Source organism: Microbacterium sp. AISO3 (assembly GCF_002204305.1).
GTDB classification, from domain to species: Bacteria; Actinomycetota; Actinomycetes; order Actinomycetales; family Microbacteriaceae; genus Microbacterium; species Microbacterium arborescens.
The window spans coordinates 16552-43412 of sequence record NZ_NHRF01000007.1 but is presented as its reverse complement, the minus strand read 5'-3'; the positions used below and the strand labels follow the sequence as shown (position 1 = coordinate 43412).

The following is a 26861-nucleotide window of genomic DNA, read 5'->3' as shown; positions in this document are numbered from 1 at the left end:
GATTACTTCTTCTCGTCCTCGTCTTCGACGACCTCGGCGTCGACGACGTCCTCATCGGATGCCGCCGCACCGGTGTCACCGGTGGGAGCGTCGGTCGGGGCTCCCGGCGCCTGGTCGGCCTGACCCTGCGCGTAGATCGCCTCGCCGAGCTTGCCCTGCGATGCGTTGAGCTTCTCGAACGCGGTCTTCACGGCCTCGTCGTCATCGCCCGCGAGCGCGGTCTTCAGCGCGTCGACGTCGCCCTGGACCTCGGACTTGACGTCCTCGGGGAGCTTGTCGGCGTTGTCGGCGATCAGCTTCTCGATCGAGTACGACAGGGTCTCGGCCTGGTTGCGGACCTCGGCGGCCTCGCGGCGCTTCTTGTCCTCTGCCGCGTGCTCCTCGGCCTCGCGCACCATGCGCTCGATGTCGTCCTTCGGCAGCGACGAGCCGCCGGTGATCGTCATCGACTGCTCCTTGCCGGTGCCCTTGTCCTTCGCCGAGACGTGAACGATGCCGTTCGCGTCGATGTCGAAGGTGACCTCGACCTGCGGGATGCCGCGGGGCGCCGGTGCGATGCCCGTGAGCTCGAACGTGCCGAGCGGCTTGTTGTCGCGGGTGAAGTCGCGCTCGCCCTGGAAGACCTGGATGGCGACCGACGGCTGGTTGTCGTCGGCGGTCGTGAAGGTCTCGCTGCGCTTGGTGGGGATGGCGGTGTTGCGCTCGATGAGCTTCGTCATGATGCCGCCCTTGGTCTCGATGCCGAGGCTCAGGGGGGTCACGTCGATGAGGAGGACGTCCTTGCGCTCGCCCTTGAGGACGCCGGCCTGCAGGGCGGCGCCGACGGCGACGACCTCGTCCGGGTTCACGCCCTTGTTGGGCTCCTTGCCGGCTTCCTTCTTCACGAGCTCCGACACGGCGGGCATACGGGTGGAACCACCCACGAGCACGACGTGGTCGATGTCGCCGACCTTGATGCCGGCCTCGCGGATGACGTCCTCGAACGGCTTCTTCGTGCGGTCGAGCAGGTCCTTGGTGAGGTCCTCGAACTTCGCGCGCGACAGCGTCTCGGACAACGAGACGGGGCCCGAGTCGGTGAGCGAGAGGTAAGGCAGGTTGATCGAGGTCGACTGCGAGCTCGAGAGCTCCTTCTTCGCCTGCTCAGCGGCCTCCTTGAGGCGCTGCAGCGCGATCTTGTCGCCGGAGACGTCGACGCCGGTCGTGTCCTTGAACTGCTTGATCAGGTACTGGACGATGCGCTGGTCCCAGTCGTCACCACCGAGGCGGTTGTCACCGGCGGTGGCGCGCACCTGGATGGTCGAGAAGTCGTCGTCCTTGCCCACCTCGAGCAGCGAGACGTCGAAGGTTCCGCCACCGAGGTCGAAGACGAGGATGAGCTCGTCCTCCTTGCCCTTGTCGAGACCGTAGGCGAGCGCGGCGGCCGTCGGCTCGTTGATGATGCGCAGGACGTTGAGACCCGCGATCTCGCCGGCCTCCTTGGTGGCCTGGCGCTCGGCGTCGTTGAAGTACGCGGGGACGGTGATGACGGCGTCCGTCACCGTGTCACCCAGGTACTGCTCGGCGTCGCGCTTGAGCTTCTGGAGGATACGGGCCGAGATCTCCTGCGGCGTGTACGCCTTGCCGTCGATCGACTGGGTCTTCCAGTCGGTGCCCATGTGGCGCTTGACCGAGGTCAGCGTGCGGTCGACGTTGGTGACGGCCTGCCGCTTGGCGGTCTCACCGACGAGGACCTCGCCGTCCTTGGTGAACGCGACGACCGAGGGGGTCGTACGGAGCCCTTCGGCGTTGGCGATGACCTTGGGCTCGCCGCCCTCGAGGACGGCCACGACGGAGTTCGTCGTGCCCAGGTCGATACCCACTGCACGTGCCATGAGTTGTCTCCTTACTTGCGGTTCGAATGGATCGGAAGTCTGCGGCGGCCCAACCTGAGCCGCGATGACTCAACTGTACTCGCGCCGGAAAACCCTGTCAAGAGAACTTGAGTCTGGTCGTATCAAGTTCGACGATAAGCAGCGTCAGCCGCATGACGATGGACTGAGGAAAAGCTGAGTAAGCCTGAGGCGGCATCATCGGATCCTCCCAGGGGAGCGCTATATGTTGAGTCCACCCATGACAAGAAGCGTGAACCCGAACTCGCCTCTCGTCGACATCGAGCCCGCGATGGGCGGTCGCCGAGCGTTCCCGCGCGCACGGAGGCGCTCATGACTCGCAGCGCTGTCGTCATCGAGGATGACGACGACCTCCGTCACCTGCTGACTCAGACCCTCGAACAGCACGGCTTCGCCGTGCATGCCTTCCCCGACGGCCCGGCCGGCGTCGACGCGGTGCGCTTGCTGCGCCCCGACCTCACTACCGTCGACGTCAAGCTCGACGGGATCGACGGGTTCGAGGCCGTCCGCCGCATCCGGGCGTTCCACGACGGGTACGTGCTGATCATCAGCGCCGTCGACGACGAGACCGCGACGGTCGAGGGGTTCCGCAGCGGTGCCGACGACTACGTCATCAAACCCTGGCGCCCCTACGAGCTGCGCGCCCGGATCGACGCCCTGATGCGCCGCCCCCGCGCCCTCCAGCCCGGCGAGGCGGCGCCGGGGGCGTGGCTCGAAGCCGGCGGGCTGCGGCTGAACCCCGGCTCGCGCCGCGTCGAGCTCGACGGCCGGTCGCTGGATCTCACACGCTCCGAGTTCGACGTCCTGCAGGCGCTCATGCAGCGCCCCGGCGACGTCATCGAGAAGGCGTGGATCGCGCTCATGCTGCGCCGGCAGAGCGGCGCCCACGGCGAACACGTCAGCGGACATGATCTCCACGCGGTCGAGGTCCACCTGATGAACCTGCGGCGCAAGCTCGGCGACGACGGCCGTACGGGCCGCTGGATCGAGACGGTGCGCGGCATCGGCTACCGGTTCGCGCGTCGCGACTGAAAAGCACGCTCCCCCGCCCGGCGACGGATACGCTGACCCCGTCGCGATGACGCGACGCGCCGCCGACCGGCGGCACCGAGTGTTCACGGAGAGGTCGTAGCGTGCCCGGCATGTCACCCGAGACCGACCCACCCGGCGCGGGCCGCTCCCCGCAGGCATCCGATCCCGGCGTGCCGGCGCCTCCGACGGCCGCCGACACGCAGGCACTCGGGCGCATCGCCGCCATGCGGACCCGCGACGTCGACGAGCAGCCGATCCCCCGCAAGGCCGTCGTGTCGTGGGCGCTCTGGGACTGGGCGACGCAGCCCTTCAACTCCGTCATCCTCACGTTCGTCTTCGCGTCGCTGTTCCTCGTCTCGGACTCGTTCCTCCCCGCCGACATCGCGGCGCTGCCCGACACCGACCCGGTGAAGGAGGCGGCGCTGGCCGAATTGGCGAGCGGCTACGGCGTCGCCTCGACCGCCGCCGGCATCCTGATCCTGCTGCTCGCCCCCGTGCTGGGACAGACCGCCGACCGGTCGGGGCGGAAGAAGCGATGGCTCGGGGTGTTCACCGTCGTCCTCGCGCTGCTGCAGTTCGCCCTGTTCTTCACCTTCGCCGACCCGGCCTTCTTCTGGTACGGCGCGATCGTGCTCTCTCTCGGCGCCGTCGTCTCGGAGATCGCGGGCGTCAACTACAACGCCATGCTCGTCGAGGTCTCGACCCCCCGCACGATCGGACGGGTCAGCGGTCTGGGCTGGGGCCTCGGCTACATCGGCGGCATCATCGCCCTGGCCCTCGTGGTCGCCCTCACCTTCGCCGACTGGTTCGGGATGGACACCAGCAACGGTCTCGCCTACCGGCTCATCGCCGTGGGCTGCGGCGTGTGGACGATCGTCTTCGCCATCCCGCTGATGCTGAACGTGCCCGAGCGCTCCGCGCCCCACACCACGGAGAAGGTCGGCTTCTTCGCGGCGTACGCGCACCTGGTGGCCGACATCGTCCGCCTGTACCGCACGGAACGCCCGACGTTCTGGTTCCTCCTGGCGAGCGCGGTGTACCGCGACGGCCTGGCGGGCGTCTTCGCCTTCGGCGGCGTCCTGGCGGCACGCGCGTTCGGGTTCTCGGCGACGGAGGTCATGATCTTCGGCATCGCCGCGAACCTCGTCGCCGGCGCGTCCACCATCGTCGCCGGACGATTCGACGACCGGTTCGGGGCACGCGCCGTGATCGTCGCGACCCTGTCGGGCCTCATCGCCGTGGCCGTGCTGCTGTTCGTCCTGCAGGATGCCGGATCGATCGTGTTCTGGATCGCCGGACTGATCCTCTCGGGGTGCGTGGGCCCGGCGCAGGCCGCCAGCCGTTCGCTACTGGCCCGTGTGACGCCTCCCGGCATGCAGGGTGAGATCTTCGGCCTCTACGCCACGACCGGACGCGTCGCGAGCTTCCTCTCCCCCGCGATGTGGGCGCTGTTCATCGCCTGGTTCGGCAGCATCATCTGGGGCGTCCTGGGCATCGCGGTGGTGCTGCTCCTCGGACTCGTGCTGCTGCTGTTCGTGCGACTGCCGAGACAGGCCCGCATCCGCTGAGCAGGTTCAGGCGGGACGCTGCATGGGGACGTGCGGGATGTCGTCCTCGGAGAACTCCGCCCCGCTGATCGCGAACCCGAACCTCCCGTACCAGTCGGCGAGGTGCTTCTGCGCATCGAGGTCGATCGCGGCACCGGGCCACCGCTCCCCGGCGCGCTCGACCGCCGCGCGCATGAGCTGCGCAGACAGACCGCGGCCGCGCGCGTCGGCCGCGGTCGCCACTCGGCCGATGCGGGCGTTCCCCGAGGCATCGCGAAGCAGCCGGAGCGTCGCCAGCACCCGCCCGTCGTCTTCGATCCAGAAGAGCTCGGTGTCGGGCTCGAGGTCGCGGCCGTCCAGCTCCGGATAGGCAGCGGCCTGCTCGACGACGAAGACGCTGACGCGCAGCCAGAGCAGGCGGTAGAGCGTTTCGGCGGGAACATCGGTCAGACGGGCGGAAGACACCGGGAGCATCCGCCCAGCGTACGACGAAGGCGCCGAGCGGTCGTGCTCGGCGCCTTCGAGACGGTTCACTGACGATTCGCGGCAGCTGTGTCAGCCGCGCCTGCCGACGATCCACGGGAAGCGCACTCCCCGTTCGTTCGGCTCCTCGACCTCGAGCCCGTAGTGGTCGCCGATGCGCTCGATGAACTGCGCGCGCTCGGCGCGGGCGTAAGCGCGACGTTCCCGCTGGAAGGCGAGCACCGTCGACCAGCACATCAGCAGCATCACGATCGAGAACGGCAGGGCGATGAGGATCGCCGCCGTCTGTAGCGCCTGCAGGCCTCCGGCCAGCAGGAGCGCGCTCGCGAGCGCGGCGGTGATGACGACGAAGAAGGTGCGCACCCAGCGCGGCGGCTCGGGATTGCCGCCCGTCGCGATCATGCCCATGACGAGCGCCCCCGAGTCGGCCGAGGTGATGAAGAACACCGCGATCAGGACGATGGCACCGATGGTCAGCACACCACCGGCGGGCAGCCCTTCGAGCAGCTGGAACAGGGCGCCCTGCAGGTTCACCGACCCGTCGGCGGCGAGCATCGATCCGGGCTGCTCGAGCTCGCGGTACAGCGCCGAGCCGCCGAGGACGGCGAACCACAGGATGCCGATCAACGTGGGAACGAGCAGAACGCCCGCGACGAACTGGCGCACCGTGCGCCCCTTGCTGACGCGCGCGATGAAGATGCCGACGAAGGGCGCCCACGAGATCCACCAGCCCCAGTAGAACGACGTCCACTGCGCCTGCCAGGCCTCGCCGGCCGCCCCCTGGAGAGCGCTGACCGTGAACGAGAGACCGATGAAGTCCTGGATGTACGCGCCGATGGACTGCACCCATTCGCGCAGGAGGAACTGCGTCGGGCCGACGAAGAGCAGGAACAGCAGCAGAAGACCGGCGACGATGAGGTTGAAGTTGGAGAGCCACTTCATCCCCTTCGTCACGCCCGACAGCACCGAGAACAGCACGAAGACCGACACGATCGCGATGAGCCCGATGAGCATCGCGTCATTGAGCGGCGGGAGGCCGATGAACTCGAGCCCCGACCCCATCTGCATGACGCCGAGTCCGAGCGACGTCGCGACGCCGAACAGCGTGCCGACGAGGGCGACCGCGTCGATGACGTTGCCGGCGGCGCCGCGGACACGGTTGCCGAGCAGGGGCTCGAGCGCCCAGCGGATCGAGATCGGGCGGCGGCGACGGTGGATCGCGTACGCGAGGGCGAGCCCGACGACGACGTACATCGCCCAGGCGTGCACGCCCCAGTGCAGGTAGGTCTGCGTCAGAGCGCTCTGCGCGAGCTGCTGCTCGGTGCCGGTCACACCCGGACGCGGGTCGACGAAGTGGCTGAGGGGCTCGCTCACGCCGTAGAAGACGAGGCCGATGCCCATGCCCGCGGCGAAGAGGAGCGAGAACCACGAGCCCGTCGAGAACTCGGGCTCGTCATCGTCGCGCCCGAGCTTGATGTCGCCGAAGCGACTGAAGCCCACGAAGATCGCGAAGCCGACGAAGAAAGCGGCGATGAGGACGTAGTACCAGTTGAACGAGTCGACGATCGAGGTCTGGATGGCGCCGAAGAACGACTCGGCCGTGGTGGGGAAGATGATCGCGAAGGCGCTGAACCCGACGATCACCACCGCGGCGGGCCAGAACACCCAGCGGGCGATCGTGCCCGGGGTGGACACCGCGGCTATGCGTTCTGCGGGAGAGGGCTGATTGTCGGTGCTCACCGAACCAGGGTGACAGGATACCGGCGCGACGCAAAGCGGGGAAGGCCAGTTGCCCGCGGCGGCGACAGCGGCTATGCGTCAGGGGCGCGGCCAGGCGTCGGCGAGTTTGGTGAGCAGTCGGGCCAGCTCGGAGCGCTCGTCGTCGGTGAACCCGTCCAGCGCGCTGCCGAGGGCAGCGCGACGCTCACCCCGCACACTCTGCGCGAATCGGCGCCCCTCGTCGGTGAGCGCGATGCGGGTGCGGCGGGCATCGTCGGGGTCGGCCTCCCGACGCACCAGGCCGAGGTCGACCGCCTGCTGGACGAGTCGCGAGGCACGCGGCTGGTCGACACCGATCGCCTCGCCGATCTCGCTGACGGTGAGCGGATGGGATGCCGCGACGAGCACCTCGAGCATCCGCAGGCGCGCAAGCCCCGCCATCCGGCCGCGCCCCTCGGCGAACGGGCCGCCGCGATGTCCGTGCGGGCCATGCCCGGCGTGGGCGCCGAGCCCCCCGTGCGTGTGCGGCCCGCGCTCGATGCCCGGCCCGGGCCGCCGCAGTCCGCGGAGGCGACCGAGGGCATCGGCGATGGCATCGATCTGCGGGTCGTCGGCGGCCGTCATGCTTCGAGAATACATGCGACTTGACATGCACCTGAGCTACATGTCATAGTGCATGTACATGACAAATGACATACATCTCGGGTTGGACGCACCGGCCCACGAAGGGAACACCATGAACACCCACGACAACACCTCCGAGACTCCCCACCCGGGTACGCGGCCGCTGACCTTCTGGATGCGCGCCGCCGAGACGGCCCTGTCGTCCGAGATGCATCGGACTCTGTCGGCCGAAGGGCTCGACCGCCGCGACTGGGCGGTGCTCAATGTCCTGGCCGGAGAGCGCGACATCCCCGAGCTCGCCGAGCGCGTGCAGCGGGGCGGCAAGCGCGTCCGGTCGCTCGCCGCTCGCGGCTGGGCCGCCGAGCGCGACGGGGCCTGGATCATCACCGACGACGGACGGCGCGAACGCGACCGCATCCACGCGCTCGTGAGCGGCGTGCGCGACCGCGTGCGCAGCACCGTCACCGAGGAGGACTACGCCACCACCGTCGCCTCACTCGAGGCGATCGCCCGCGGGCTCGGCTGGGACGAGACCTCACCGCGCCGATTCGGCCCTCGTGGTCGACACGGCTTCGGGCACGGCTTCGGTCGCGGTCACGGCTGCGGCCCGCGCTTCGGCGAGCACCCGCACCGCGGCGACCACGCGCACCGCGGCGACCACGCGCACCGCGGCGAGCACGCCTTCGAGCGCGGCTTCACCGCGGGCTTCGCGGCGGGACGCGACGCCGCCTGATCCGCGGCATCGCCTGCGACGGCCCCGAGGCGCGAGCCTCGGGGCCGTCGTGCATGCCGCACGCGGTGTCAGGCGCCGCGCGACCCGGCGTCGATCGTGCCGACGTCGGTGCGGTGGAAGTTCTGGAACGAGCGGGATGCCGTCGGCCCGCGCTGCCCCTGGTAGCGATTGCCGTAGGGGCCCGATCCGTAGGAGTTCTCACTCGGCGAGCTGAGCTGGAAGAAGCAGAGCTGGCCGATCTTCATGCCGGGCCAGAGCTTGATCGGCAGGGTCGCGACGTTGGCGAGCTCGAGCGTCACGTGGCCGGAGAACCCTGGGTCGATGAAGCCGGCCGTCGAGTGGGTGATGAGGCCGAGGCGGCCGAGCGACGACTTCCCCTCCAGGCGCGCGGCGACGTCGTCGCCGAGGCGCACCTGCTCGAAGGTCGATCCCAGCGCGAACTCGCCGGGGTGCAGGATGAACGGCTGGTCGGGCTCGACCTCGATCAGCCGGGTCAGCTCGGGCTGGTCCTGCGCCGGATCGATGAAGGGGTACTTGTGGTTGTCGAACAGCCGGAAGTACCGGTCGAGGCGCACATCGACACTCGAGGGCTGCACCATCGAGGCATCCCAGGGGTCGAGGCCGATGCGGCCCTGATCGATTCCGGCACGGATGTCGCGATCACTCAGCAGCACGCACACAGCCTAGAGCGCGTCGCGGTGCGACGCCGTCATCCGGCCCGTTGCCGCACCGGCGGCGCGGTCGTCTGCCGGGCGACGAGCTTCGTCGGGAGGCGCAGGTGCGTGGCCGGCGGAGTCTCACCGCGCATGAGGGCCAGCAGCATCTGGACGGCGGCCGCGCCCAGCCGCCCCATCGGCTGCCGCACCGTCGTGAGGGGGACCGGAAGCCGCGTCGCCTCGGGGATGTCGTCGAATCCGACGATCGACAGGTCGCGGGGAACCTCGAGCCCGAGCTCGGCGGCGACCTGCAGGATCGCGATGGCCGACACGTCGTTCGCCGCGAAGACCGCGGTGGGCCGGTTCGGCGTCGACAGCATCTCGATCGCGACCTCGCGCACCGTCGCCTCGCGATAGCGCCCCGCACCGACGTAGGTCGCATCGAACGGGATGCCGGCGTCGGCGAGCGCCCGACGATACCCCGCGTCACGTGCGATCGACGAGCGCAGGTCGGCGCGCCCGGCGATGTAGCCGATGCGCGTGTGCCCCATGCCGATGAGGTAGGCCGTCGCCTCGCGGGCGCCTCCGTAGCTGTCGCTCTCGACGATGGGGACGTCGGCCGGACCGGTGTGCGGGTCGATCGCGACCAGCGGCACGTCGGCGCTCGCCTTGACGACGGTCGGGGTGACCATGATCGCCCCGTCGATCAGCGTTCCGCTCAGGCGGGACAGCGACCGGCGCTCCCACCCCTCTTCGTCACCGCGCGACCCCGAGTAGGCGAGCAGGTCGTAGCTCGTGTCGCGGAGCGCCTCGCCCACCCCCTTGAGGATCTCGGCGCTGAACGGTTCGAAGTCGGCGACGAGCACGCCGATCACACCGGTCGAGCGCGACCGCATGCTGCTGGCGATCAGGCTCGACTCGTAGCCGAGCTCCGCGACGGCCGCCATCACAGCATCCACGGTCGCCGTCGCAACCCCGTAACGGCCGTTGACAGCCTTCGACACGGTCGACACGGACACGCCGGCACGCTCCGCGACGTCGTGGATGGTGGGTCGTCGTCGGTCCATGACCGCATGCTAGCCCGAAATGGAAACCGTTTTCGAAAACGTTTGACACCTCTTTGTTGCCCGCGCAAACTTTCGGTGTCCGACAGCACCAGCGAATGTCCGACGACACCGAGCATCGCCGCTCGGCGGTTCGAGCAGCCCAGCCCGGGCCCGGCCGCGGCGCGCTCATCGGCAGATGTCCACTCAACGAAGAGAGAAGGAATCACATGGCACGCACCATCACGGCTCGCCGCAAGGCGGCCGTCACGGCAGCCGTCCTGGCGGTGGGGGCCCTCGCCCTCACCTCCTGCAGCGGCAACGGCGACGGAGGCAGCGCTGACGGCACCGTCGAGATGACGCTCTGGCAGAACTCGACGACCGGCCCCGGCCAGCAGTTCTGGAAGGATGCCATCGCCGCATTCGAGGCGGAGAACGAGAACGTCAAGATCTCGATGCAGTCCGTTCAGAACGAGGACATGGACGGCAAGCTCCAGACCGCACTCAACGCGGGCGACCCGCCCGACATCTTCCTGCAGCGCGGTGGCGGCAAGATGGCCGCCATGGTGCAGGCCGGACAGCTCATGGACCTCACCGACCTCATCGGCGACACCGCCAAGGAAGAGATCTCCGAGGGCTCGTTCAAGGCCGAGACCTACCAGGACAAGGTATGGGCGATGCCGCTCGCGGTGCTCCCCAGCGGCTTCTGGTACAGCTCCGACCTGTTCACGCAGGCCGGCATCACCGAGGCCCCCGCGACGATCGACGATCTCGAGACCGTGGTCGGGCAGCTCAAGGATGCCGGAATCGCCCCCATCGCCCTCGGCGCGAAGGATGCTTGGCCGGCGGCGCACTGGTTCTACAACTTCGCCCTGCGCGAGTGCAGCCCGGAGACGATCGAGGAGACCGGCGACTCGAAGGACTTCAGCGACGAGTGCTGGCTGAAGTCGGCCGAGGACCTCGCCGACTTCGCCCAGCTGCAGCCGTTCAACGAGGGCTACCTCACGACCTCGGCTCAGCAGGGCGCCGGCAGCAGCGCGGGCCTCATCGCCAACCACCAGGCGGGCATGGAGCTGATGGGCGCCTGGAACCCGGGCGTCATCGCCTCGCTCACGCCGGACGAGCAGCCCCTCCCCGACCTGGCATGGTTCCCGTTCCCCGAGCTGTCGGGCGGCGCCGGCGAGCCCGGCTCGATCATGGGCGGCGTCGACGGCTACTCCTGCTCGGCCAAGGCCCCGAAGGAGTGCGCCGACTTCCTGAACTTCCTCGCCAGCGCCGAGCAGCAGGAGGCCTACTACAAGGCCTTCAACGCTCCCCCGGTGAACTCGGTCGCGCAGGAGGCGGTCGAGGAGGAGTACCTCCAGGAGGTCCTCGCCGCGTACAACAAGGCTCCTTTCGTCTCGCAGTGGCTCGACACCGTCCTCGGACAGAACGTCGGCAACGCGCTCAACGTCGCCGTCGTCGACCTGCTGGCGGGCAAGAGCACGCCCGAGCAGATGATCCAGTCGGTCTCCGACGCAGCGAAGAAGGGCTGATCCGCATCATGTCGCTCAGCGAGACAGCCGTGGCGGGCACCGCCGACGGCGTGGATCTCGCGGCCCGGGGCGAGGGCGTCTCCACGACGCCCTCGCCCTCCCGGCGCCGCCGAGGCCTGGGCTGGTCGGGTCGCCTCGAGATCGCGGTGCTCGTCGGCCCCGCCCTGGTGATGTTCGTCGGGTTCGTCATCTTCCCCGTGGTGATGGCGGCCTACTACGGCTTCTTCCGCTGGCAGGGCTACGGGCCGCCCACCGAGTTCGTCGGCCTGCAGAACTACATCACGATCCTCACCGACCCCACCTTCGTCGAGGCCCTCAGCCACAACGCGATCATCGTCGTGGCGTCCCTCGTGCTCCAGGGTCCTGTCGCGGTCCTCCTCGCCCTGCTGCTCAACCGCCGCATGCGAGGACAGTCGCTCATCCGCGTGCTGATCTTCGTGCCCTACGTCATCGCGGAGGTCGTCGTCGGCACGGGCTTCGGACTCATGCTGCAGACCCAGGGCGCCCTCAACGGGGCCCTCGAGCAGCTCGGACTGGGCGCGCTCACGCGCGACTGGATCGCCGATCCCTCGATCGCGATCTGGACGCTCATGGCCATCCTGACCTGGAAGTACGTCGGCTTCGCCGTCATCCTCTTCCTCGCGGGCCTCCAGGGGATCCCCGACGAGCTCTACGAGGCCGCCGCCCTCGACGGCGCGGGCTACTGGCAGATGCACTGGCGGATCACCCTGCCCCTGCTCGCCCCCACCCTGCGCATCTGGGCGTTCCTGTCGATCATCGGCGCACTGCAGCTGTTCGACCTCGTCTACATCATCTGGGGTCAGTACGTCGCGTCGACCGCCGGCACCTCGACGATGGCCACCTACATGGTCGTCAACGGCCGCAACGCCGGCAGCTACGGCTTCGGAAACGCCGTCGCCGTCGTGATCTTCCTCATCTCCCTCGTCGTCGCGATCGTCTACCAGCGCTACGTGCTGCGTCGCGACACCGCGGGGGCCATCACCGAAGGGAAGCAGGAGCGATGACCGCCCTCACCTCCCCCGCCACGCGCGCGATCGTCGCGCCCGCACCGACAGGGCGTCGCGGACGCCGCACGGAGCGCCTGCCCTGGGGCAGCCCCGTCGTGTACTTCGTCGCCCTCGTGGTGATCGCGCTGATGCTCGCGCCGGTGCTGTACATCATCATCGGCGGCTTCCGCAGCAACGCCCAGATCACCGTCGACCCCGCCGGGTGGCCGTCGCCGTGGAACATCGAGAACTATCTGGCGGTGCTCACCGGCTCGCAGTTCTGGCAGCAGGTGCTCAACTCCACCATCGCCGCCGGCGCGACGACGATCGGCGCCGTGCTGCTCGGGCTCATGGCCAGCTACATCCTCGCCCGGTACCGGTTCCGCGGCCGCGGGGTGCTGTACGCCGTCTTCGCCTCGGGCCTGATGTTCCCCATCACCGTCGCGATCACGCCGCTGTACATCGTCATCCGCGACCTGGGCCTGATGAACTCTCTTGCGGGCATCATCCTGCCGCAGATCGCCTTCGCGCTGCCGATGACGATCATCATCCTGGTGCCGTTCCTGCGGGCCATTCCCGACGAGATCCAGGAGGCCGCGTTCATCGACGGATGCGGGCGCCTGTCGTTCTTCTGGCGGATGGTGCTGCCCCTGTCGGTGCCCGGCGTCATCACGGTCGGCATCCTGGCCTTCATCGGCAGCTGGAACAGCTACCTGCTTCCGCTGTTCATCCTCAACAACGAGGCGACCTTCACCCTGCCGCTCGGCGTGCAGGCGTTCTCCTCGCAGTACTCGGTCGACACCGCGAAGGTTCTCGCCTTCACCTCGCTGTCGATGCTTCCCGCCCTGGCGTTCTTCAGCCTGTTCGAGCGCCGCATCGTCGGCGGCCTGACCGGCGCCGTCAAGGGCTGATCCCCCGTAGAGAAAGCACGAACCGTGACCCTCACCGATATCTCCGTCTCGACGCGCGTCTCCGACCTGATCGCGCGCATGACCCTCGACGAGAAGCTGGCCCAGCTGGTCGGCTTCTGGGTCGACCAGGGCGATGAGGTCGTCGCCCCGATGGCGGGCGAGATGGCGTCGTCGACCGCCTACGCCGACGCGACCGTCCACGGACTCGGGCAGCTGACCCGCGTCTACGGCACGCGGCCCGTCGACCCGATCGAGCGGGCGGCGTGGTTGTGGAACGAGCAGCGCCGCCTGGTCCGCGAGACGCGTCTGGGCATCCCCGCGCTCGTGCACGAGGAGTGCCTGACGGGTCTGGCAGCGTGGCAGGCGGCGACCTTCCCCACTCCTCTCGCGTGGGGCGCGGCATTCGACCCCGAGCTCGTCGAGGAGATGGGGGCGCTTATCGGCGAGTCGATGCGCGAGCTCGGCGTCCATCAGGGTCTCGCCCCGGTGCTCGACGTCATCCGCGATCCCCGCTGGGGACGCGTCGACGAGTGCATCGCGGAGGATCCGTACGTGGTGGGCGTGATCGGCACCGCGTATGTGCGGGGTCTTCAGAGCACGGGGGTCCACGCGACGCTGAAGCACTTCGTCGGGTACTCGGGCTCGCAGGCGGGCCGGAACCACGCGCCGGTCCACGCGGGACCGCGCGAGATCGCCGACGTTTTCCTGCCGCCGTTCGAGATGGCCGTCCGCGACGGCGGCGTGCGCTCGGTCATGAACTCGTACGCCGAGATCGACGGGGTGCCGGTGGCGGCGACGCCCGCCTACCTCACCGACCTCCTGCGCGAGACGTGGGGCTTCGACGGCACCGTCGTGTCGGACTACTTCTCCGTCGCCTTCCTCCAGACGATGCACGCCGTCGCCCGCGACCGCGGCGAGGCCGCGCAGCTCGCCCTCGAGGCCGGCATCGACGTCGAGCTCCCGACGGGCGACGCCTACGTCGGCCCCCTCGCCGAGCGCGTTCGGGCGGGCCAGGTCGACGAGGCCCTCATCGATCGCGCCGTGCGTCGCGTGCTCATCCAGAAGGAGGAGCTGGGGCTCCTCGACGAGACCTTCGAGGAGCCGCCGACGAGCATCGACCTCGACTCGCCCGCGCACCGCGCGGTCGCCCGTCGCCTCGCCGAGGAATCGGTCGTGCTCCTGACCAACGACGGCACCCTTCCCCTCGCATCGCCCCGTCGCATCGCCGTGATCGGGCCGAACGGCGACAGCTCGGAAGCGCTCATGGGCTGCTACTCGTTCGCCAACCACGTTCTCGCCCACCACCCGGGCGTGCCGATGGGATTCGAGATCCCGACGCTCGCGGCATCCATCGTCGATGCCCTGCCCGACGCCGACGTCACCGTCGTGCGCGGCTGCGAGGCCGAGGGCGACGACCGGTCGGGCTTCGCCGAGGCGGAGGATGCCGCGCGCGCGGCCGACGTGGCGATCGTCGCCGTCGGCGACCGGGCCGGCCTGTTCGGCCGGGGCACCGTCGGCGAGGGGAACGACGCCGACTCGCTCGAGCTGCCCGGCGTGCAGCGCGAGCTCGTCGAGCGTCTCGTCGCGACGGGCACCCCGGTCGTGCTCGTCGTCCTGTCGGGCCGGCCGTACGCGATCGACTGGGCGCTCTCGGGCGAGGGGGCCGTCGCGGCGGCGCTGCAGACCTTCTTCCCCGGCGAAGAGGGGGGTGCCGCGATCGCCGCGATCCTCAGCGGCGAGGTCTCGCCCTCGGGCCACCTGCCCGTCTCGCTCCCTCGATCGTCGGGTTCGCAGCCCTACAGCTACCTGCACCCGATCCTCGGCGGACCCAACGAGATCACGAGCGCCGACAGCACCCCCGCGCTCCCCTTCGGACACGGGCTCGGCTACACGACGTTCGAGCGGACCGGTCTGTCGGTGACGGAGACGGTCTCGGCCGGAGACGCGTTCACGGCGAGCGTGCGCGTGCGGAACACGGGCGAGCGCGCCGGCACCGACCTCGTGCAGCTCTACGCCCGCGACGTTCACGGAAGCGTGACGCGTCCCGTCGCGCAGCTGCTCGGGTTCGCCCGGGTGGAGCTGGATGCCGGCGCCGAGGCGACCGTCTCGTTCGACGTGCCCACCGCACGGCTGGCCTTCACTGGACGCGAGGGCGTGCGCATCATCGAGCCCGGCGAGATCGAGCTCTGGGTCGGACCGTCGTGCGCGGAACGCGAGACCGAGGCGGCGACCGAGATCGTCGGCGAGGTGTATCGCGTGACGGCACCCGACCGGCGCATCGTCGAGGTCTCGATCGAGCGGTGACCGGGGGTCGTGCGCGGCGGGCCCGAGCGATAGTGTGCGGGCCATGTACAACGACTACGCAGGGCCCGCGGCGGCCTTCGGCATCGGCTTCATCGTGCTCGGGATCGCGATCTACCTCGGGACGATCGCGCTCATCCTGTGGGTGAGCTATCTGCTGATGCGCACGGCGGTGAAGAACGGGATGCTGCTCGCGATGCGCGAGAGCGGCGGGCAGTTCCCGGGTGGTGGCGCCGGTGGCGTTGGTGGTGCCGGTGGTTATGGCGCTGCTCAGCGTCCGGCGGCGCCGCCGTACCCGCAGGCTCCGCCCGCGCCGGGAGGCCACGGTGCTCCGGGTGCTCCGGGTGGGCCTGCTGCTCCCGGCGCACCGGGCGGTCCGGCTACCGGCGGTCCGGCTTCCGGCGGTCCGAGCCCTGTGGGGTAAGCTGACCGAGCACCTCCGGGTGCGCGGGGCTGTAGTTCAATGGCAGAACATCTGCTTCCCAAGCAGATAGCGCGGGTTCGATTCCCGTCAGCCCCTCCAATGCGGAAGCCGTCGGAACCGCCTCGTCCGTGCCGCGATCCAAGGGTCCGCGCCCGACACCCCGGCGCAGCGGCATCCCACCCGGCGTGTCGGAAACGATCGCTTGCATCCCGACCCGCCCCGCGCGCCGCCGCACCGGGCCGGATCAGGTACCCGCGGCCACGGCGACGAGCATCACCGCCGCCGACGCGAGCATGAGGCCCGCATGCACCCGATGGCGGCGATGCGGCAGCCGACGCATGTGGCGAGCCGTCACGACGGCCCATCCGGCGACGAGGCCGCCCAGGACGACGAGCAGCCCCATCGGCGACGTGTGGTCGTGACCTCGGACACCGATGACGCCGTCCATAGCGCCGCCGACGACACCGGCCCCGCCGCCCGCGCCGCCCATCGTCGCCGCGCAGGCGGCCATGACCACGAGACCGAGCGCCGTGTGCACCGCGAGAGGGCAGACCGCGCCGCGAGCCGCGCGTCCGTCGGCGGCCGGCCGCGCGCCGGCGCACCGAGCGACGACCGCCAGCACGACGGCGAGGGCCAGCTGCGCGGCGACCCACCACACCGCGGGCACGGCACGCCAGAAGGTCAGGTCGGCCATCGCCGCGGCCATGACGACCGACGCCGCGACGGCCGCCGCCTGCGTCCCGCGGGGACGGACGAGCAGCACCGCCGTGCCGACGATCGCGGCCGCGAGCGCGCTCAGGTGCAGCGCAGCCGACACCGTGTCACACCGCCGTGAAGCGACGCCACGACAGGGATGCGATGTCAGCGGGCGCCCCGGCCGCGAACTCGAGTGCCCCGGATGCGACGTCGAGCGCGACGGTGAGCTTGGTCTCCCAGCGCAGGTGGTCGGGCTGCTCGGGGCGCGGCCGCACCGAGATGCCGTCGCCCGCCACCGCGCCGAACGCGAGGGCGCGCTCCTGGGCATCCGGGATGCCGGCGAGCTCGGCGTTGTCGACGAGGCAGGTGTAGCGCGGCACGCTCGTCGTCTCGTACGGCGAGTACTCCCCCGCGGCGAGGCCGGGGTCGAGGAAGTGGTTCGTGTGCGCGAACGTCTCGCCGCGCGACACGGGCAGCACGGCCACGCCCGCGGGGGCGACCTCGATCGCCGCCGCGGAGTCCCGGTCGACGACCGTGATCACGCTGGATGCTGCGAGCGGCACCGACCGCGCGATCGCGGTGGCCTCGTCGACGCTCGCGGCACGGTCGAGGATCATCCGCGACAGCACGTGCACCGGCACCCCGGCCTGCGAACCGTCGGAACGGTGGTGGAGGATGTTGAAGTGCACGCCGACCCCACGGTCGTTGACGCCGATCTTGGCGGGCTGCCCGAATTCCGCGAAGGCTGCGACGCGCGCCCCGGAGGCGCTCTGCCACCGGCGCACGAGGGTCTCGTTCGAGAGCGTCTGGTGCCAGTCCCAGGTCTGCAGTGTGCGAGGCGCACCGGCTTCGGGCACGTGGACGATCGTCGAGCATTCCATGGACGGGATCGAGGGGGTCATCCGGGCGAGGATCTCGGTGCGGGCCGTGAGCATCAGCACCTCGGCGACCTCGAGGCCGCTGCCGGCGGCGATGCCCCGGAACTCCGCGGCCACCTCCGGCGCATGCACGGCGACCGCTGCATCGCACGCGAGCGCGACGTCGACGGCATCCGCCGCCAGCACACCGGACTGGGCGAACAGCTCGAGGTACGACGCGTGCGCCGCGCGCAGCTGCGGCGCCCAAGCCTCCCCCAGGCGGCGCCCTTCTGCCTCGGGGTCCGTGGACTCGGCCGACCACTCGTGAACGATCATGACCCGGCTCCGATGCGCTCGATGAGGCCGCCCACGTCGCCGTGCGGGCACCCGCGAGCACGCGCGGCGGCGACGACCCGCTCGCGCACATCCGCCGGCTTGTCCTGGCTCAGCTTGAACACCGCGCGCTGGTCGGTCACGGTGAAGCGGAACGAGACGACGCCCCCGACGATGCGCTCGAACGTCGGCAGCGACCCGGTCGGATCCCAGGCGGAGGCCTCGAGGGCCTCGAGCTCGTGCACCGTGCGGGTGACGACGTGCATGCTCTCGGTCGGGTCGTCCAGCACCGTCACGCGGGCCGTCAGATGCACCGCTGCGTAGTCCCAGGTCGGGACGTTCGGATCGTCGGCATACGCCGTCGGCGAGACGTAGCCGTGCGGCCCCGAGAACACCAGCAGCACCGGCTGCCCGTCGCGCAACGAGCGCCACTGCGGGTTCTTTCGCGCGATGTGTCCGAGCATCTCGCCGCCGACGAGGCCGTCGTCGGCGGCGAGGTGCTCGATGATGACGGGCGTGTGGGTCGCGACCGGCGCCTCTTCGGCCGATCCGCCCGAGACGATCAGCGCGAAGGGGTTCGCACGCACGAGGTCGGTGACCTCGCGCTGCGACGGGGCGCGGTAGGCGGGGAACTCGTGCACGGCTCAGCCCGCCGCGCAGAGGATGGCGTCCCACGCGGTCTCGCCCGCGAGGGTCGCGACGGCGGTGGGGTTGAGCGACAGGCGTCCGTGCGCCGTGGCCGGGTCGACGGGCAGCTCGATCTCGTCGGTCGTCAGCGCGAACAACGTGTCACCGTCCATCGAGGTGTGGAACGGCTGGATGCCGCGATGCATCGAGCTGTGCACCTGCAGGGCGAACTGCTGCAGGTCCGTGTCGCTGAGGCGGACGTTCGTCACGACAGCGGTGATCGTGGTGTTGCCCGAGACGCCGGCCGTGAGCCGAGCGTCGGCGATCGCGGCCTCGTAGTCCTCGGCCGGATGCCGCCGTGCACCGCTCGTCTCGTCGTAGTTGCCACGGACGATACCGCCCGACCGGTCGAGGATGACCCCGTAGGGATTCAGGACCGTCACCACGAGCACCTTCACGTCGCCGACCTGGCGGAACGCCGCGCCCTGCCCCGTGAACTCCACGCGGGCGGGATCGACCTTGCCCGCCGACGCGGATGCGCCCCCGCCGACGCGCCCCACCTCGATGACGCCGTCACGCGCCGCGTCGTACGCCGCGCGCCCGAGGGCGGCATCCGGGAACACGCCGTTGTCGCGCACGGAGTAGTCGTAGATGATCGCGCCCGAGACGAGCTGCAGCTCGTCGAAGCCCGCCCGGTGCTCGACCGTGTCGAACAGAGCCTCCGAGACGCCGGCGACGGCGGACAGCCCGTAGACGGATCCGCCGGCGAGGCAGATCGCGTGGTTGAAGCTGTAGAGGCCGCTCGCCCCCACCGCTCCGCCGCGGCGGTCGACGTATGTGCGCGCACCCTGGGGAATCGACAGCACGGTGGCGCCGGTGGGCCCCTCGGCGTACTCCGCGGTGCCGACACGCACGCCCGGGAAGTCGTAGGCGACCTGTCCGCGATCGGTGCCGTGCGCGGGGAGCAGGGCGAAGTCGCCATTGGAGAGCCGGGGCCCCTGCGTGCGGACGGGGGCGAGACGGGGCGAAGGGGTCACGATGAGAGCTCCTGGAACAGTTGACGCGAGTAGGGGTGGGCGGGCGATTCGTAGAAGACGTCGGTGGAGGCGAGCTCGACGATCTCGCCCCGGCGCATGACGGCGACACGATGAGAGATGTAGCGGACGGCGGCGAGGTCGTGCGAGATGAACAGCGCCGCGAAGGCGTGCTCTCGCTGCAGATCCTGGATGAGGTTGAGGATCTGCGCCTGCACCGAGACGTCCAGCGCACTGACCGCCTCGTCGAACACGACGAACGCCGGGTGGGTCACGAGCGCGCGGGCGACGCTCACCCGTTGCAGCTGTCCGCCGGAGAGCTGATGCGGGCGCCGCTGCTCGAACGACACCGGAAGGCCGACGGAATCGAGCATCGCCCGCGCCCGCGCCTCGGCCGCGGCGCTGCGGCGCTCGTGCACGAGCAGCGGCTCGAGCACGGCGTCGAGCACGCTCGATCGCGGGTCGATCGCCCACCGCGGGTGCTGCAGCACGGCCTGGATGCGGCCGGCCCGCGACCGCAGACTCCGGGCGAGCGGGGCGCCCTCGAACCGGACGACGCCACTGTCGGGTCGTTGCAGCCCGAGCACGACGGCCCCGGTCGTCGATTTCCCCGATCCGGATTCGCCCACGAGTCCGAGCGTCTCGCCGGGTGCGATGTCGAACGAAATGCCCGCCATCGCCTGCACGGAACGCCGCGCGGGACCAAACCCCGACGTGAAGCGCACCGAGACGTCGTCGAGCTCGACGACGGGTCGCCGGTCATCGGTCATGCCGTCACCTCCTGGTCCTGGTCTCGCTGATCGCTGTCGCGGCGCAGCAGCTCGTCGGTGCGGATGCACAGACTCGAACGCGCGGAGGTCGGCTGCGGCCGGGTCGTCGCGCACGCCGCGACGCTGACGGGACAGCGCGCGCTGAAGGCGCATCCAGCCGACTCGCCGTGCAGCACCGGCGGCGAGCCGGGGATGCTGGCGAGCCGATCGCCTCGTCGCACGCGCGAGGGATCGGTCGCGGCGAGCGCTCGCGAGTATGGGTGCACGGGTGCGCCGAGCACGTCGCCGGCACGGCCGCGCTCGACCACCCGGCCGGCGTACATCACGGCGACCTCGTCGCACCATCGTGCGACGGCGGGCAGGTCGTGACTGAGCCACAGGATCGTCGTACCCAGCGCGCGCGCCTGCTCGAACATGAGTCGCACGACCTCCTCGCGCACCTGCGAGTCGAGGGCCGCGGTCGGCTCGTCGGCGATGAGGAGGCGGGGTTTGCGGCACATCGCGAGCGCGATCGCGACGCGCTGCGCCATCCCGCCCGAGACCTGGTGGGGGTACAGCTTCAGCACACGGTCGGGGTTCTCGATCTGCATGGCCTCGAGCAGTTCGAGCAGGCGCGATGTCGACGCGTCCCGTCCCGTCGAGCGCAGCACGAGCTGCAGCTGACGTCCGATGCGCATCGTGGGGTCGAGCGATCCGATCGGGTCCTGTGCGATGTACGCGAGCTGGTCGCGACGGTACCGGCGCAACGCGCTGGTACCGAGCGCCAGCACGTCGATGCCGGCGACGCGGATGTCGCCGCGCACGACGGTCGCCGACCTCGGCTGCATCCGCCCGAGGACGGACGCGAGGGTCGATTTCCCCGACCCCGACTCGCCGACGAGGGCGAGCGACGAGCCGACGCCGATCTCGAGGTCGACGCCGTCGAGGGCGCGCACGGTGGTCGCGCCGACGAAGTCGAGGGCGAGGTCGCGAATGATGACGGCGCTCATGTCAGCGACCTCGTCTCTCGGGGTTCGAGTCGGTCTCGCAGGCTGTCGCCCACGATGTTGATGCAGAGGATCGACAACACCAGCACCGCTCCGGGGACGATGAGCAGGTGCGGGGCGAGGGTCATGTAGAGGGTGCCCTGCTGGATGAGCAGACCGAGCGAGGCCTCGGGTACCTGCACGCCGAAGCCGAGGAAGCTCAGCCCGCCCTCGACGAGGATGGCGACGGACAGGGCGTAGCTCGCTTGCACGATCACGGTGCCCGCGATGTTCGGAAGAAGGCGCCGCAGGAAGATGACCGGGGTGCGGACGCCGCTGATGCGCGCCGAGACGATGAAGTCGCGTTCGGCGACCGAACGCGTCGCCAGGCGCACGACACGGGTCATCAGCGGAATGGTGATCGCCACGATGCTGATGATGGCCGCGGGGCGCCCGGGGCCGATCAGTGCCGAGACGAGGATCGCGAGCACGAGGGCCGGGAACGCGTAGAGGATGTCGACGACGCGCATGACGACCTCGTTCGCGGCCCCACCGAGGTAGCCCGCCACCATGCCGAGGAGCACGCTCACCGCGGCCGAGCAGAGGACCGCGACGATCGAGACGACGAGCGTCGTGCCGATCCCCTCGAACAGCCGAGGCAGGAACGAACGCCCGAGGTTGTCGGTGCCGAGGGGTGCGTCGAACGCGGGCGGCTGGAAGCGTCCGCCGATCGTGGCGCTGGTCGACCCGGCGACGCCCGTGAGGGTCGCGACGACCGTGACGACGACGATCGCCGCGAGCACGAGCATCGCGGTACGCGTGAGCACGTCGATCTCGCTCCATGCGACGCGCGTGCGCCGACGCGCGCTCGACAGCCGCTGGGTGGTGGTCGGTGTGACGGTCATCGCCGGCTCCCTCCGGTCAGGCGCAGCCGTGGATCGAGCGCGTTCGAGACGAGGTCGACGACGAGGGCCGCGAGGATGAACACGGTCGCCGCGAGCAGCACCGCGGCCTGGATGATGGCGTAGTCGCGGCGCCCGAGAGCGGTCTGCAGGTACGACCCCATCCCCGGCACGTTGAACACGAACTCGACGATGACGGTGCCGCCGAGCAGCACGGCGACGAGGGCCCCGACGATCGTCAGGACGGGGGCGGCGACGTTGCGCACGACGTGATGACGGATGATGAACAGGGGCGTCTCTCCCCGGGCGACGGCCGCCTGGATGTGCGGCTCGACGAGGACGTTGAGGACGGCGTCGCGTGTGTTGCGCGCGACCACGGCGACGCACCCCACCGCCAGGACCGCGACGGGCAGCACGAGCGAGCCGAAGAAGCGAGCGGGATCGTCCGCGAAGGCGGCGTACTGGCCGACCGAGACACCGAGCCCGAGCGTCGAGACGGCGAACACCAGCAGGCCGGCGAGCAGGAACTCGGGGATGCTGATGCCGAGGGCGCTCAGCAGCTTGCCCGCCGCTCCCGCCGAGCCGTCCGCCCGGAGCGCGGCGACGAAGCCGAGGGGGATGCCGATGAGCAGCGTGACGATGATGGTGATGGCCGCGATCGTCGCGGTCACCGGAAGCCGGGCGGCGAACTCGTCCGTCACCGACACGTTCGAGACGAAGGAGTAGCCGAGGTCGCCGGTGAGCACGCCCCCCACCCAGCGGAAGTACTGCTCGACGACGGGCGCGTCGAGGCCGGACTCGCCCACGGCCTGGGCCCGCTGCGCCTCGGTGGCAAGCGGACCCAGGACGAGGTCGGTGTAGTCGCCGGGCATCAGTCGCACCGAGGCGAAGATGAGCACCGAGACTCCGGCGAGTGTGAGAAGGGCAGCCAGCACGCGCCGGATCGACCACAGGATGACGGTCATGTCAGCCGGCGCGGAACTCGGTGATGCGGCGGAGGAAGTCGCCGTAGCCCTCGTCGGCGCTCAGCGTGGGGCTGAGCGACGCGGTGTTCCACCCGATCGTCGACGGCCGCAGCACGAGCGGGACCATCTCGCTCTGCTCGTCGGCCAGCGAGCACAGATCGGTGAAGGTCGAGGCGCGTTCGCTGCCGGGCTCGGTCGAGGCACCGGCGGCGATCATCTCGCTGAGCTCGGGCGATCCCGACATGAAGACTGCCGAGAAGCCGGCGAGCTGTGGGTTCCACCAGGTCGTGACCATCGCCGGGTCGGCGTAACCCGCGAACCAGCTCAGCGCCAGGTCGAAGTCGGACGGGGCACCGTAGACGCGTCCCGAGTAGGTCGCGTAGTCGAGTTGCTCGATCGAGACGTCGACGCCGATCTCGGCCAGGTTCTGCTGGATGATCTGTGCGATCTGTGCCAGGACCGGCTCGTCGGTGTAGACGAGCAGATTCAGGTCGAGGCCGCCGGCGGCGTCGACGGCTGCCTTCGCCGCCGCGAGGTCGCGGGCTGCCGACGGCAGCGAGGCCGGATCGCACGAGTCGGGCAGCCCGACGGGCGTGACCCCCGTCGCCGCGGTCGCTCCGCCGAACACGAGCTCGTTGATCGCGTCGCGGTCGATCGCCGAGTTGATGGCGAACCGCACATCCTCGTCGGCCAGCGCAGGATCGCCCCCGAGCGAGTTGATCATCAGGTAGTGGAAGTCGGTGTTGCGCTGCGTGGCGACGCGGGCGTCGGCGGTTCCCGAGAGCAGCGAGGCCGAGTCGGTGGAGTTCAGGATGGCGAGGTCGGCCGATCCGTCTCGCAACGCAGCGGCGCGCGTCGCCTCGTCGCCGACGATGTCGATCGTCAGCGTCGAGAAGCCGAGGTCGGCGGCATCCGGGTGATTCTCGTTCGGCGCGAAGGTCCACTGCTCGTCCTGACGGTGCGCCGTCGCGACGAGCGGTCCGGTGCCGAGCATCTCCTGGGTGATGTCGACCTCCCCCGCCTCGATCTCGGCGATCGGCAGCACGGCGGCCGGGGTGTTCGCGAGCGCCGCGAGGAACGCGGTGTACGGCTCGGCGAGTGTGACGGTGACCTCGAGATCGCCGGTCGCCTCGATCGATGCGACGGGACCGAGCTGACCGGTCCACGTCACCGGGTTGTCGATCAGGCGCTGGAGGCTGCCGACGACATCCGCCGCCGTCATGGGACGGCCGTTGGAGAAGACGGCGTCGTCAGCCAGGGTGAAGACGTACTCGGTGTCGCTCGGGGTCTCCCACGAGGTGGCGAGACCGGGCGCGACGGCGAGGTTCTCGTCGATCGTGGTGAGGGTCTCGTAGACGAGCCCTTCGAGCATCCACGACCGTGCGGTCGCGGCGCCCTGCGGATCGAGGCCGCTGGCCTCGGCGGTGTCGTAGTCGACCTGGACGACGAGCTCGCCGCCCGCGGGGGCGTCGGCGTCGGCGACGGCGATGAAGCCGGGCGCGACCTCGTCGGACGTCGCGGCCGGATCGGGGGCGGATGCGGCGCTGCATCCGGTGAGGGTGAGGAGGGCGATGGTGCTGATCGCCACTCCCGTTCGGGTGCGTGTTCTCATGGCGGTTCCTCTCGAGGTGCCGGCCCGCGGGTCAGTGTGCGGGGCTCGACGGCGAAACGGGGAGGTGGTGCGAGTGGGGCATGTGGTGCGGGTCGCCTCCGTGCCCGGGCGCCTCGTGGGCGCACGAGCAGGAGGATGCGGACGCCGGGACGTCCAGGGTCGGGTTCCGGTCGAAGAAGTCGTGGGGTGTGAGGACGAACCCGCAGGTGTCGACCGGCATGATGGGCCAGTCCTCGAGTCGCGGGAAGTGCGTCAGGCCGAAGGTGTGCCAGAGCACGAGATCGGCCGACTCGAGCGACGCGTCGTCGGCGATGAACACGGGAAGGCCCTGCTCGCCGACGCTCTGGTTGACGATGGTGCCGGCGGGGTAGCGCTCCTCGGGGTCGTACTCGGTGACCCAGAGATCCGCCGTCGCGAAGCGGGCGCGCGAGGCGATGACCGATTCGGGATGGGCCTGGAGCACGGGCGTCCCCTCGGGGGTCAGCACGTACGAGACCGGGCGGCCGAAGCGATTCGTCGCGGTCGCGCTGCTCACCCGCCAGGTGCGTCCGATGGATGCGTTCGCGCGGCGCACCGCGCCGGACTCGCTGGTCAGGCGCGTGGCGGTGAACCCGATCGCGGTGCCATGCGGGTTGCCGTCATCGATCGGAACGGTCGTCACGTCGATCTCGTCGATGACGGCGGGGCCGTCGTCGACGGCCATGTCGAGCCGCGCGCAGAAGAGATGCTGGTGGTACGGTGCGGCCAGTCCGGGCGCGAGCTCGCTGGCGAAGCGGCTGGTGCGCTCGTCGTACGCGGCGGTGAAGACCAGGCCGGTCGCCTTCGCCTCGAACTCGATCTTGCCGTCGAGATAGAGGTACCAGTAGAAGCCGTAGTCGTAGTTGCCGACCGTGACGAAGAACGACACCACGAGGCGCCGCTGGCGTCGCACGTCGCTCGTCCCGGTGAACTGCTCGGTGTGCTTCCAGAGCACGCCGGCATCCTCCTCGTGGATGCAGATGGCGTTGGGCAGCACCTTGACGCCGCCGCGGGCGTCGGCGATCGGCACGTCGAGATAGGTGATGTCGCCCACGCAGTCGCAGCCGAGCTCGAGGCTGTTCACGAGCCGGCCCAGCAGGTATTCGCCGGTGTCGAAGTAGTTCTGCCAGAAACGCACGGGGCCCGGATCGCCGTACGGCACGAGCATCTCGGCGATGGAGGCGCGGTGGACGATGGGCCGGACGCGGCCGGCATCCTCGAACCCGATCCCGTGCAGGACGAGCCCTTCGCGCATGTCGTATCCGATGCGCAGCGACCACTTCTCCCACGTCAGCACGTCGCCCTCGAACGAGAAGCTCGGCCCCTCGGGCTGCTGGATGACGATCGGCTTCTGCGTCGTGCGCTCGGGGCCGAAGGTTCCGGGCACGTGGTAGTCGGCCGTCTCCTGCGGGATGGGCATGACCCCGGTGTCGACGACCTGCGCGACGCTGCGCGAACCTAGGTCGACATAGGCCACGAGCCCGTCGATCGGATGCGCCCACGGCATCGTCTGAGGGGTCGGCTGGTGGTGGGCCAGCACCCGGGCGAGCCGGCGGCCCGCCTCGCCCTCGATGGGGTAGCGCCCGGCTGAGAGCCCGGCGAGCGCGACGGTCGCGGGGTCGGTGATGCCTCGCAGACGCAACGCCGCGAGCCAGTCGTCGTCGACGGCCAGCAGGTCGCGGATGAGCGCGTGCTCCTCCTGCAGAAGCGGCACCTGGCCGCTGACGTCGTGCTCGATCGGCACGTCGAGCACGAGTTCGCCCTCGGTGAGGTCGACGGAGATGTCGCGGGCGAGCCCCGTGCCGACGTCGAGCAGCTGCACCCGGGCGCGCCGCGGAACGACCCGGCCCGCGGCGACCTCGCGGCGGTCGGGCTCGTCGAGCCCGATGTAGGCGATGCGGTGGTCGTCGTCGAGCGCACCGTGGGCCCGAAGGATCTCGGCGGCGCGCAGCAGCTCGGCCTCGGACAGCGTGGCGTAGGGCGCCCCGGACTCGTCGCCGAGGCGTCGCGAGCGCTGGGTGTGCGTGTTGGGGGTGCAGGAGCAGTTCATCGCATCTCCGATTCGGGGCACTGTCTTGTTCGGGCATTATCGGGTTCGATGCCGGAACGTTCCGGCAAAAGTATGCGAGAGCCCTATTACGGCGCAAGACCCGAATTGTTGCGAGCGCGTTACGGTCC

24 protein-coding genes and 1 tRNA gene are annotated in these 26861 nt (G+C 70.2%); 9 read left to right on the top strand and 16 right to left on the bottom strand.

The features are described 5' to 3' along the window. Positions 1-2 precede the first annotated feature (2 nt). The gene (gene dnaK / locus CBF90_RS11335) at positions 3-1871 is read right to left on the bottom strand and encodes a molecular chaperone DnaK (protein ID WP_088380639.1); all 1869 of its coding nucleotides are present in this window, start codon (positions 1869-1871) and stop codon (positions 3-5) included. Positions 1872-2201: 330 nt separating this feature from the next. Between dnaK and CBF90_RS11330 the strand changes: the two genes are divergently transcribed. Beyond that, positions 2202-2921, top strand: coding sequence for a response regulator transcription factor (locus CBF90_RS11330; RefSeq protein WP_088380638.1), 720 nt, complete (start codon positions 2202-2204; stop codon positions 2919-2921). Positions 2922-3031: 110 nt separating this feature from the next. Beyond that, the gene (locus tag CBF90_RS11325) at positions 3032-4489 is read left to right on the top strand and encodes an MFS transporter (protein ID WP_081731754.1); all 1458 of its coding nucleotides are present in this window, start codon (positions 3032-3034) and stop codon (positions 4487-4489) included. Positions 4490-4495: 6 nt separating this feature from the next. Here CBF90_RS11325 and CBF90_RS11320 read toward each other — a convergent pair whose 3' ends face one another. The 3 genes from CBF90_RS11320 to CBF90_RS18800 form a co-directional block, all read right to left on the bottom strand. Then, positions 4496-4942: a GNAT family N-acetyltransferase gene (locus CBF90_RS11320; RefSeq protein ID WP_088380637.1), complete on the bottom strand. Its 447-nt coding sequence runs from the start codon at positions 4940-4942 to the stop codon at positions 4496-4498. Between the two features lie 81 nt (positions 4943-5023). Next, positions 5024-6655 (bottom strand): BCCT family transporter, encoded by a 1632-nt coding sequence (locus CBF90_RS11315; protein WP_242435670.1) that lies wholly within the window; start codon positions 6653-6655, stop codon positions 5024-5026. A gap of 114 nt (positions 6656-6769) precedes the next feature. Next, positions 6770-7294 carry a MarR family winged helix-turn-helix transcriptional regulator gene (locus CBF90_RS18800; protein ID WP_237049118.1) on the bottom strand — a complete coding sequence of 175 codons (525 nt, stop codon included), beginning with the start codon at positions 7292-7294 and terminating at the stop codon, positions 6770-6772. Positions 7295-7406: 112 nt separating this feature from the next. On the opposite strand from CBF90_RS18800, the gene CBF90_RS11305 reads away from it, so the two are divergent. After that, positions 7407-8027 (top strand): MarR family winged helix-turn-helix transcriptional regulator, encoded by a 621-nt coding sequence (locus CBF90_RS11305; protein ID WP_088380635.1) that lies wholly within the window; start codon positions 7407-7409, stop codon positions 8025-8027. A gap of 68 nt (positions 8028-8095) precedes the next feature. On the opposite strand, the gene dcd is transcribed toward CBF90_RS11305, so the two are convergent. Both dcd and CBF90_RS11295 read right to left on the bottom strand, forming a co-directional pair. Then, positions 8096-8701, bottom strand: a complete 606-nt coding sequence (gene dcd / locus CBF90_RS11300) for a dCTP deaminase (protein ID WP_023952839.1) — start codon at positions 8699-8701, stop codon at positions 8096-8098. A 35-nt stretch (positions 8702-8736) separates the two neighbouring features. Further along, positions 8737-9750 (bottom strand): LacI family DNA-binding transcriptional regulator, encoded by a 1014-nt coding sequence (locus CBF90_RS11295; protein ID WP_023952840.1) that lies wholly within the window; start codon positions 9748-9750, stop codon positions 8737-8739. Between the two features lie 206 nt (positions 9751-9956). Between CBF90_RS11295 and CBF90_RS11290 the strand changes: the two genes are divergently transcribed. From CBF90_RS11290 to CBF90_RS11265, 6 genes are all read left to right on the top strand, one after another. Then, positions 9957-11261, top strand: coding sequence for an ABC transporter substrate-binding protein (locus CBF90_RS11290; protein WP_071918643.1), 1305 nt, complete (start codon positions 9957-9959; stop codon positions 11259-11261). Between the two features lie 8 nt (positions 11262-11269). Further along, on the top strand, positions 11270-12286 hold the full coding sequence (locus CBF90_RS11285) for a carbohydrate ABC transporter permease (RefSeq protein WP_023952841.1): 1017 nt from the start codon (positions 11270-11272) through the stop codon (positions 12284-12286). Continuing rightward, entirely contained in the window at positions 12283-13179 is an 897-nt protein-coding gene (locus tag CBF90_RS11280; protein ID WP_023952842.1) for a carbohydrate ABC transporter permease, read from the top strand. The genes CBF90_RS11285 and CBF90_RS11280 overlap by 4 nt, the downstream gene beginning before the upstream one ends. 78 nt (positions 13180-13257) lie before the next feature. Beyond that, positions 13258-15483 (top strand): beta-glucosidase, encoded by a 2226-nt coding sequence (locus CBF90_RS11275; protein WP_088380703.1) that lies wholly within the window; start codon positions 13258-13260, stop codon positions 15481-15483. Between the two features lie 43 nt (positions 15484-15526). After that, positions 15527-15904, top strand: coding sequence for a hypothetical protein (locus CBF90_RS18410; RefSeq protein ID WP_088380634.1), 378 nt, complete (start codon positions 15527-15529; stop codon positions 15902-15904). Positions 15905-15929: 25 nt separating this feature from the next. Then, positions 15930-16003, top strand: a tRNA-Gly gene (locus tag CBF90_RS11265). Positions 16004-16148: 145 nt separating this feature from the next. Here CBF90_RS11265 and CBF90_RS11260 read toward each other — a convergent pair. Genes CBF90_RS11260 through CBF90_RS11215 form a run of 10 tightly spaced genes read right to left on the bottom strand, consistent with a single transcriptional unit; the run spans position 16149 to position 26754 of the window. After that, positions 16149-16721 carry a hypothetical protein gene (locus CBF90_RS11260; protein ID WP_023952848.1) on the bottom strand — a complete coding sequence of 191 codons (573 nt, stop codon included), beginning with the start codon at positions 16719-16721 and terminating at the stop codon, positions 16149-16151. A 4-nt stretch (positions 16722-16725) separates the two neighbouring features. After that, on the bottom strand, positions 16726-17793 hold the full coding sequence (locus tag CBF90_RS11255; protein WP_023952850.1) for a C45 family peptidase: 1068 nt from the start codon (positions 17791-17793) through the stop codon (positions 16726-16728). After that, positions 17790-18431 (bottom strand): FMN-binding negative transcriptional regulator, encoded by a 642-nt coding sequence (locus CBF90_RS11250; RefSeq protein WP_023952852.1) that lies wholly within the window; start codon positions 18429-18431, stop codon positions 17790-17792. Before CBF90_RS11250 ends, CBF90_RS11255 begins: the two co-directional genes overlap by 4 nt. A 3-nt stretch (positions 18432-18434) precedes the next feature. Next, positions 18435-19454 carry a P1 family peptidase gene (locus tag CBF90_RS11245; protein ID WP_023952853.1) on the bottom strand — a complete coding sequence of 340 codons (1020 nt, stop codon included), beginning with the start codon at positions 19452-19454 and terminating at the stop codon, positions 18435-18437. After that, positions 19451-20221 (bottom strand): ATP-binding cassette domain-containing protein, encoded by a 771-nt coding sequence (locus tag CBF90_RS11240; protein WP_023952855.1) that lies wholly within the window; start codon positions 20219-20221, stop codon positions 19451-19453. The genes CBF90_RS11245 and CBF90_RS11240 overlap by 4 nt, the downstream gene beginning before the upstream one ends. Then, a complete protein-coding gene (locus CBF90_RS11235; protein ID WP_088380633.1) occupies positions 20218-21210 on the bottom strand; it encodes an ABC transporter ATP-binding protein in 993 nt (330 codons plus the stop codon). Before CBF90_RS11235 ends, CBF90_RS11240 begins: the two co-directional genes overlap by 4 nt. Next, complete coding sequence (locus CBF90_RS11230) at positions 21207-22091, bottom strand: ABC transporter permease (RefSeq protein ID WP_023952859.1); 885 nt, start codon at positions 22089-22091, stop codon at positions 21207-21209. Before CBF90_RS11230 ends, CBF90_RS11235 begins: the two co-directional genes overlap by 4 nt. Then, entirely contained in the window at positions 22088-23053 is a 966-nt protein-coding gene (locus tag CBF90_RS11225; RefSeq protein WP_023952861.1) for an ABC transporter permease, read from the bottom strand. The genes CBF90_RS11230 and CBF90_RS11225 overlap by 4 nt, the downstream gene beginning before the upstream one ends. A gap of 1 nt (position 23054) precedes the next feature. Beyond that, a complete protein-coding gene (locus tag CBF90_RS11220) occupies positions 23055-24665 on the bottom strand; it encodes an ABC transporter substrate-binding protein (RefSeq protein WP_023952863.1) in 1611 nt (536 codons plus the stop codon). A gap of 31 nt (positions 24666-24696) precedes the next feature. After that, positions 24697-26754: a primary-amine oxidase gene (locus CBF90_RS11215; protein ID WP_242435662.1), complete on the bottom strand. Its 2058-nt coding sequence runs from the start codon at positions 26752-26754 to the stop codon at positions 24697-24699. Positions 26755-26861: the final 107 nt, after the last annotated feature.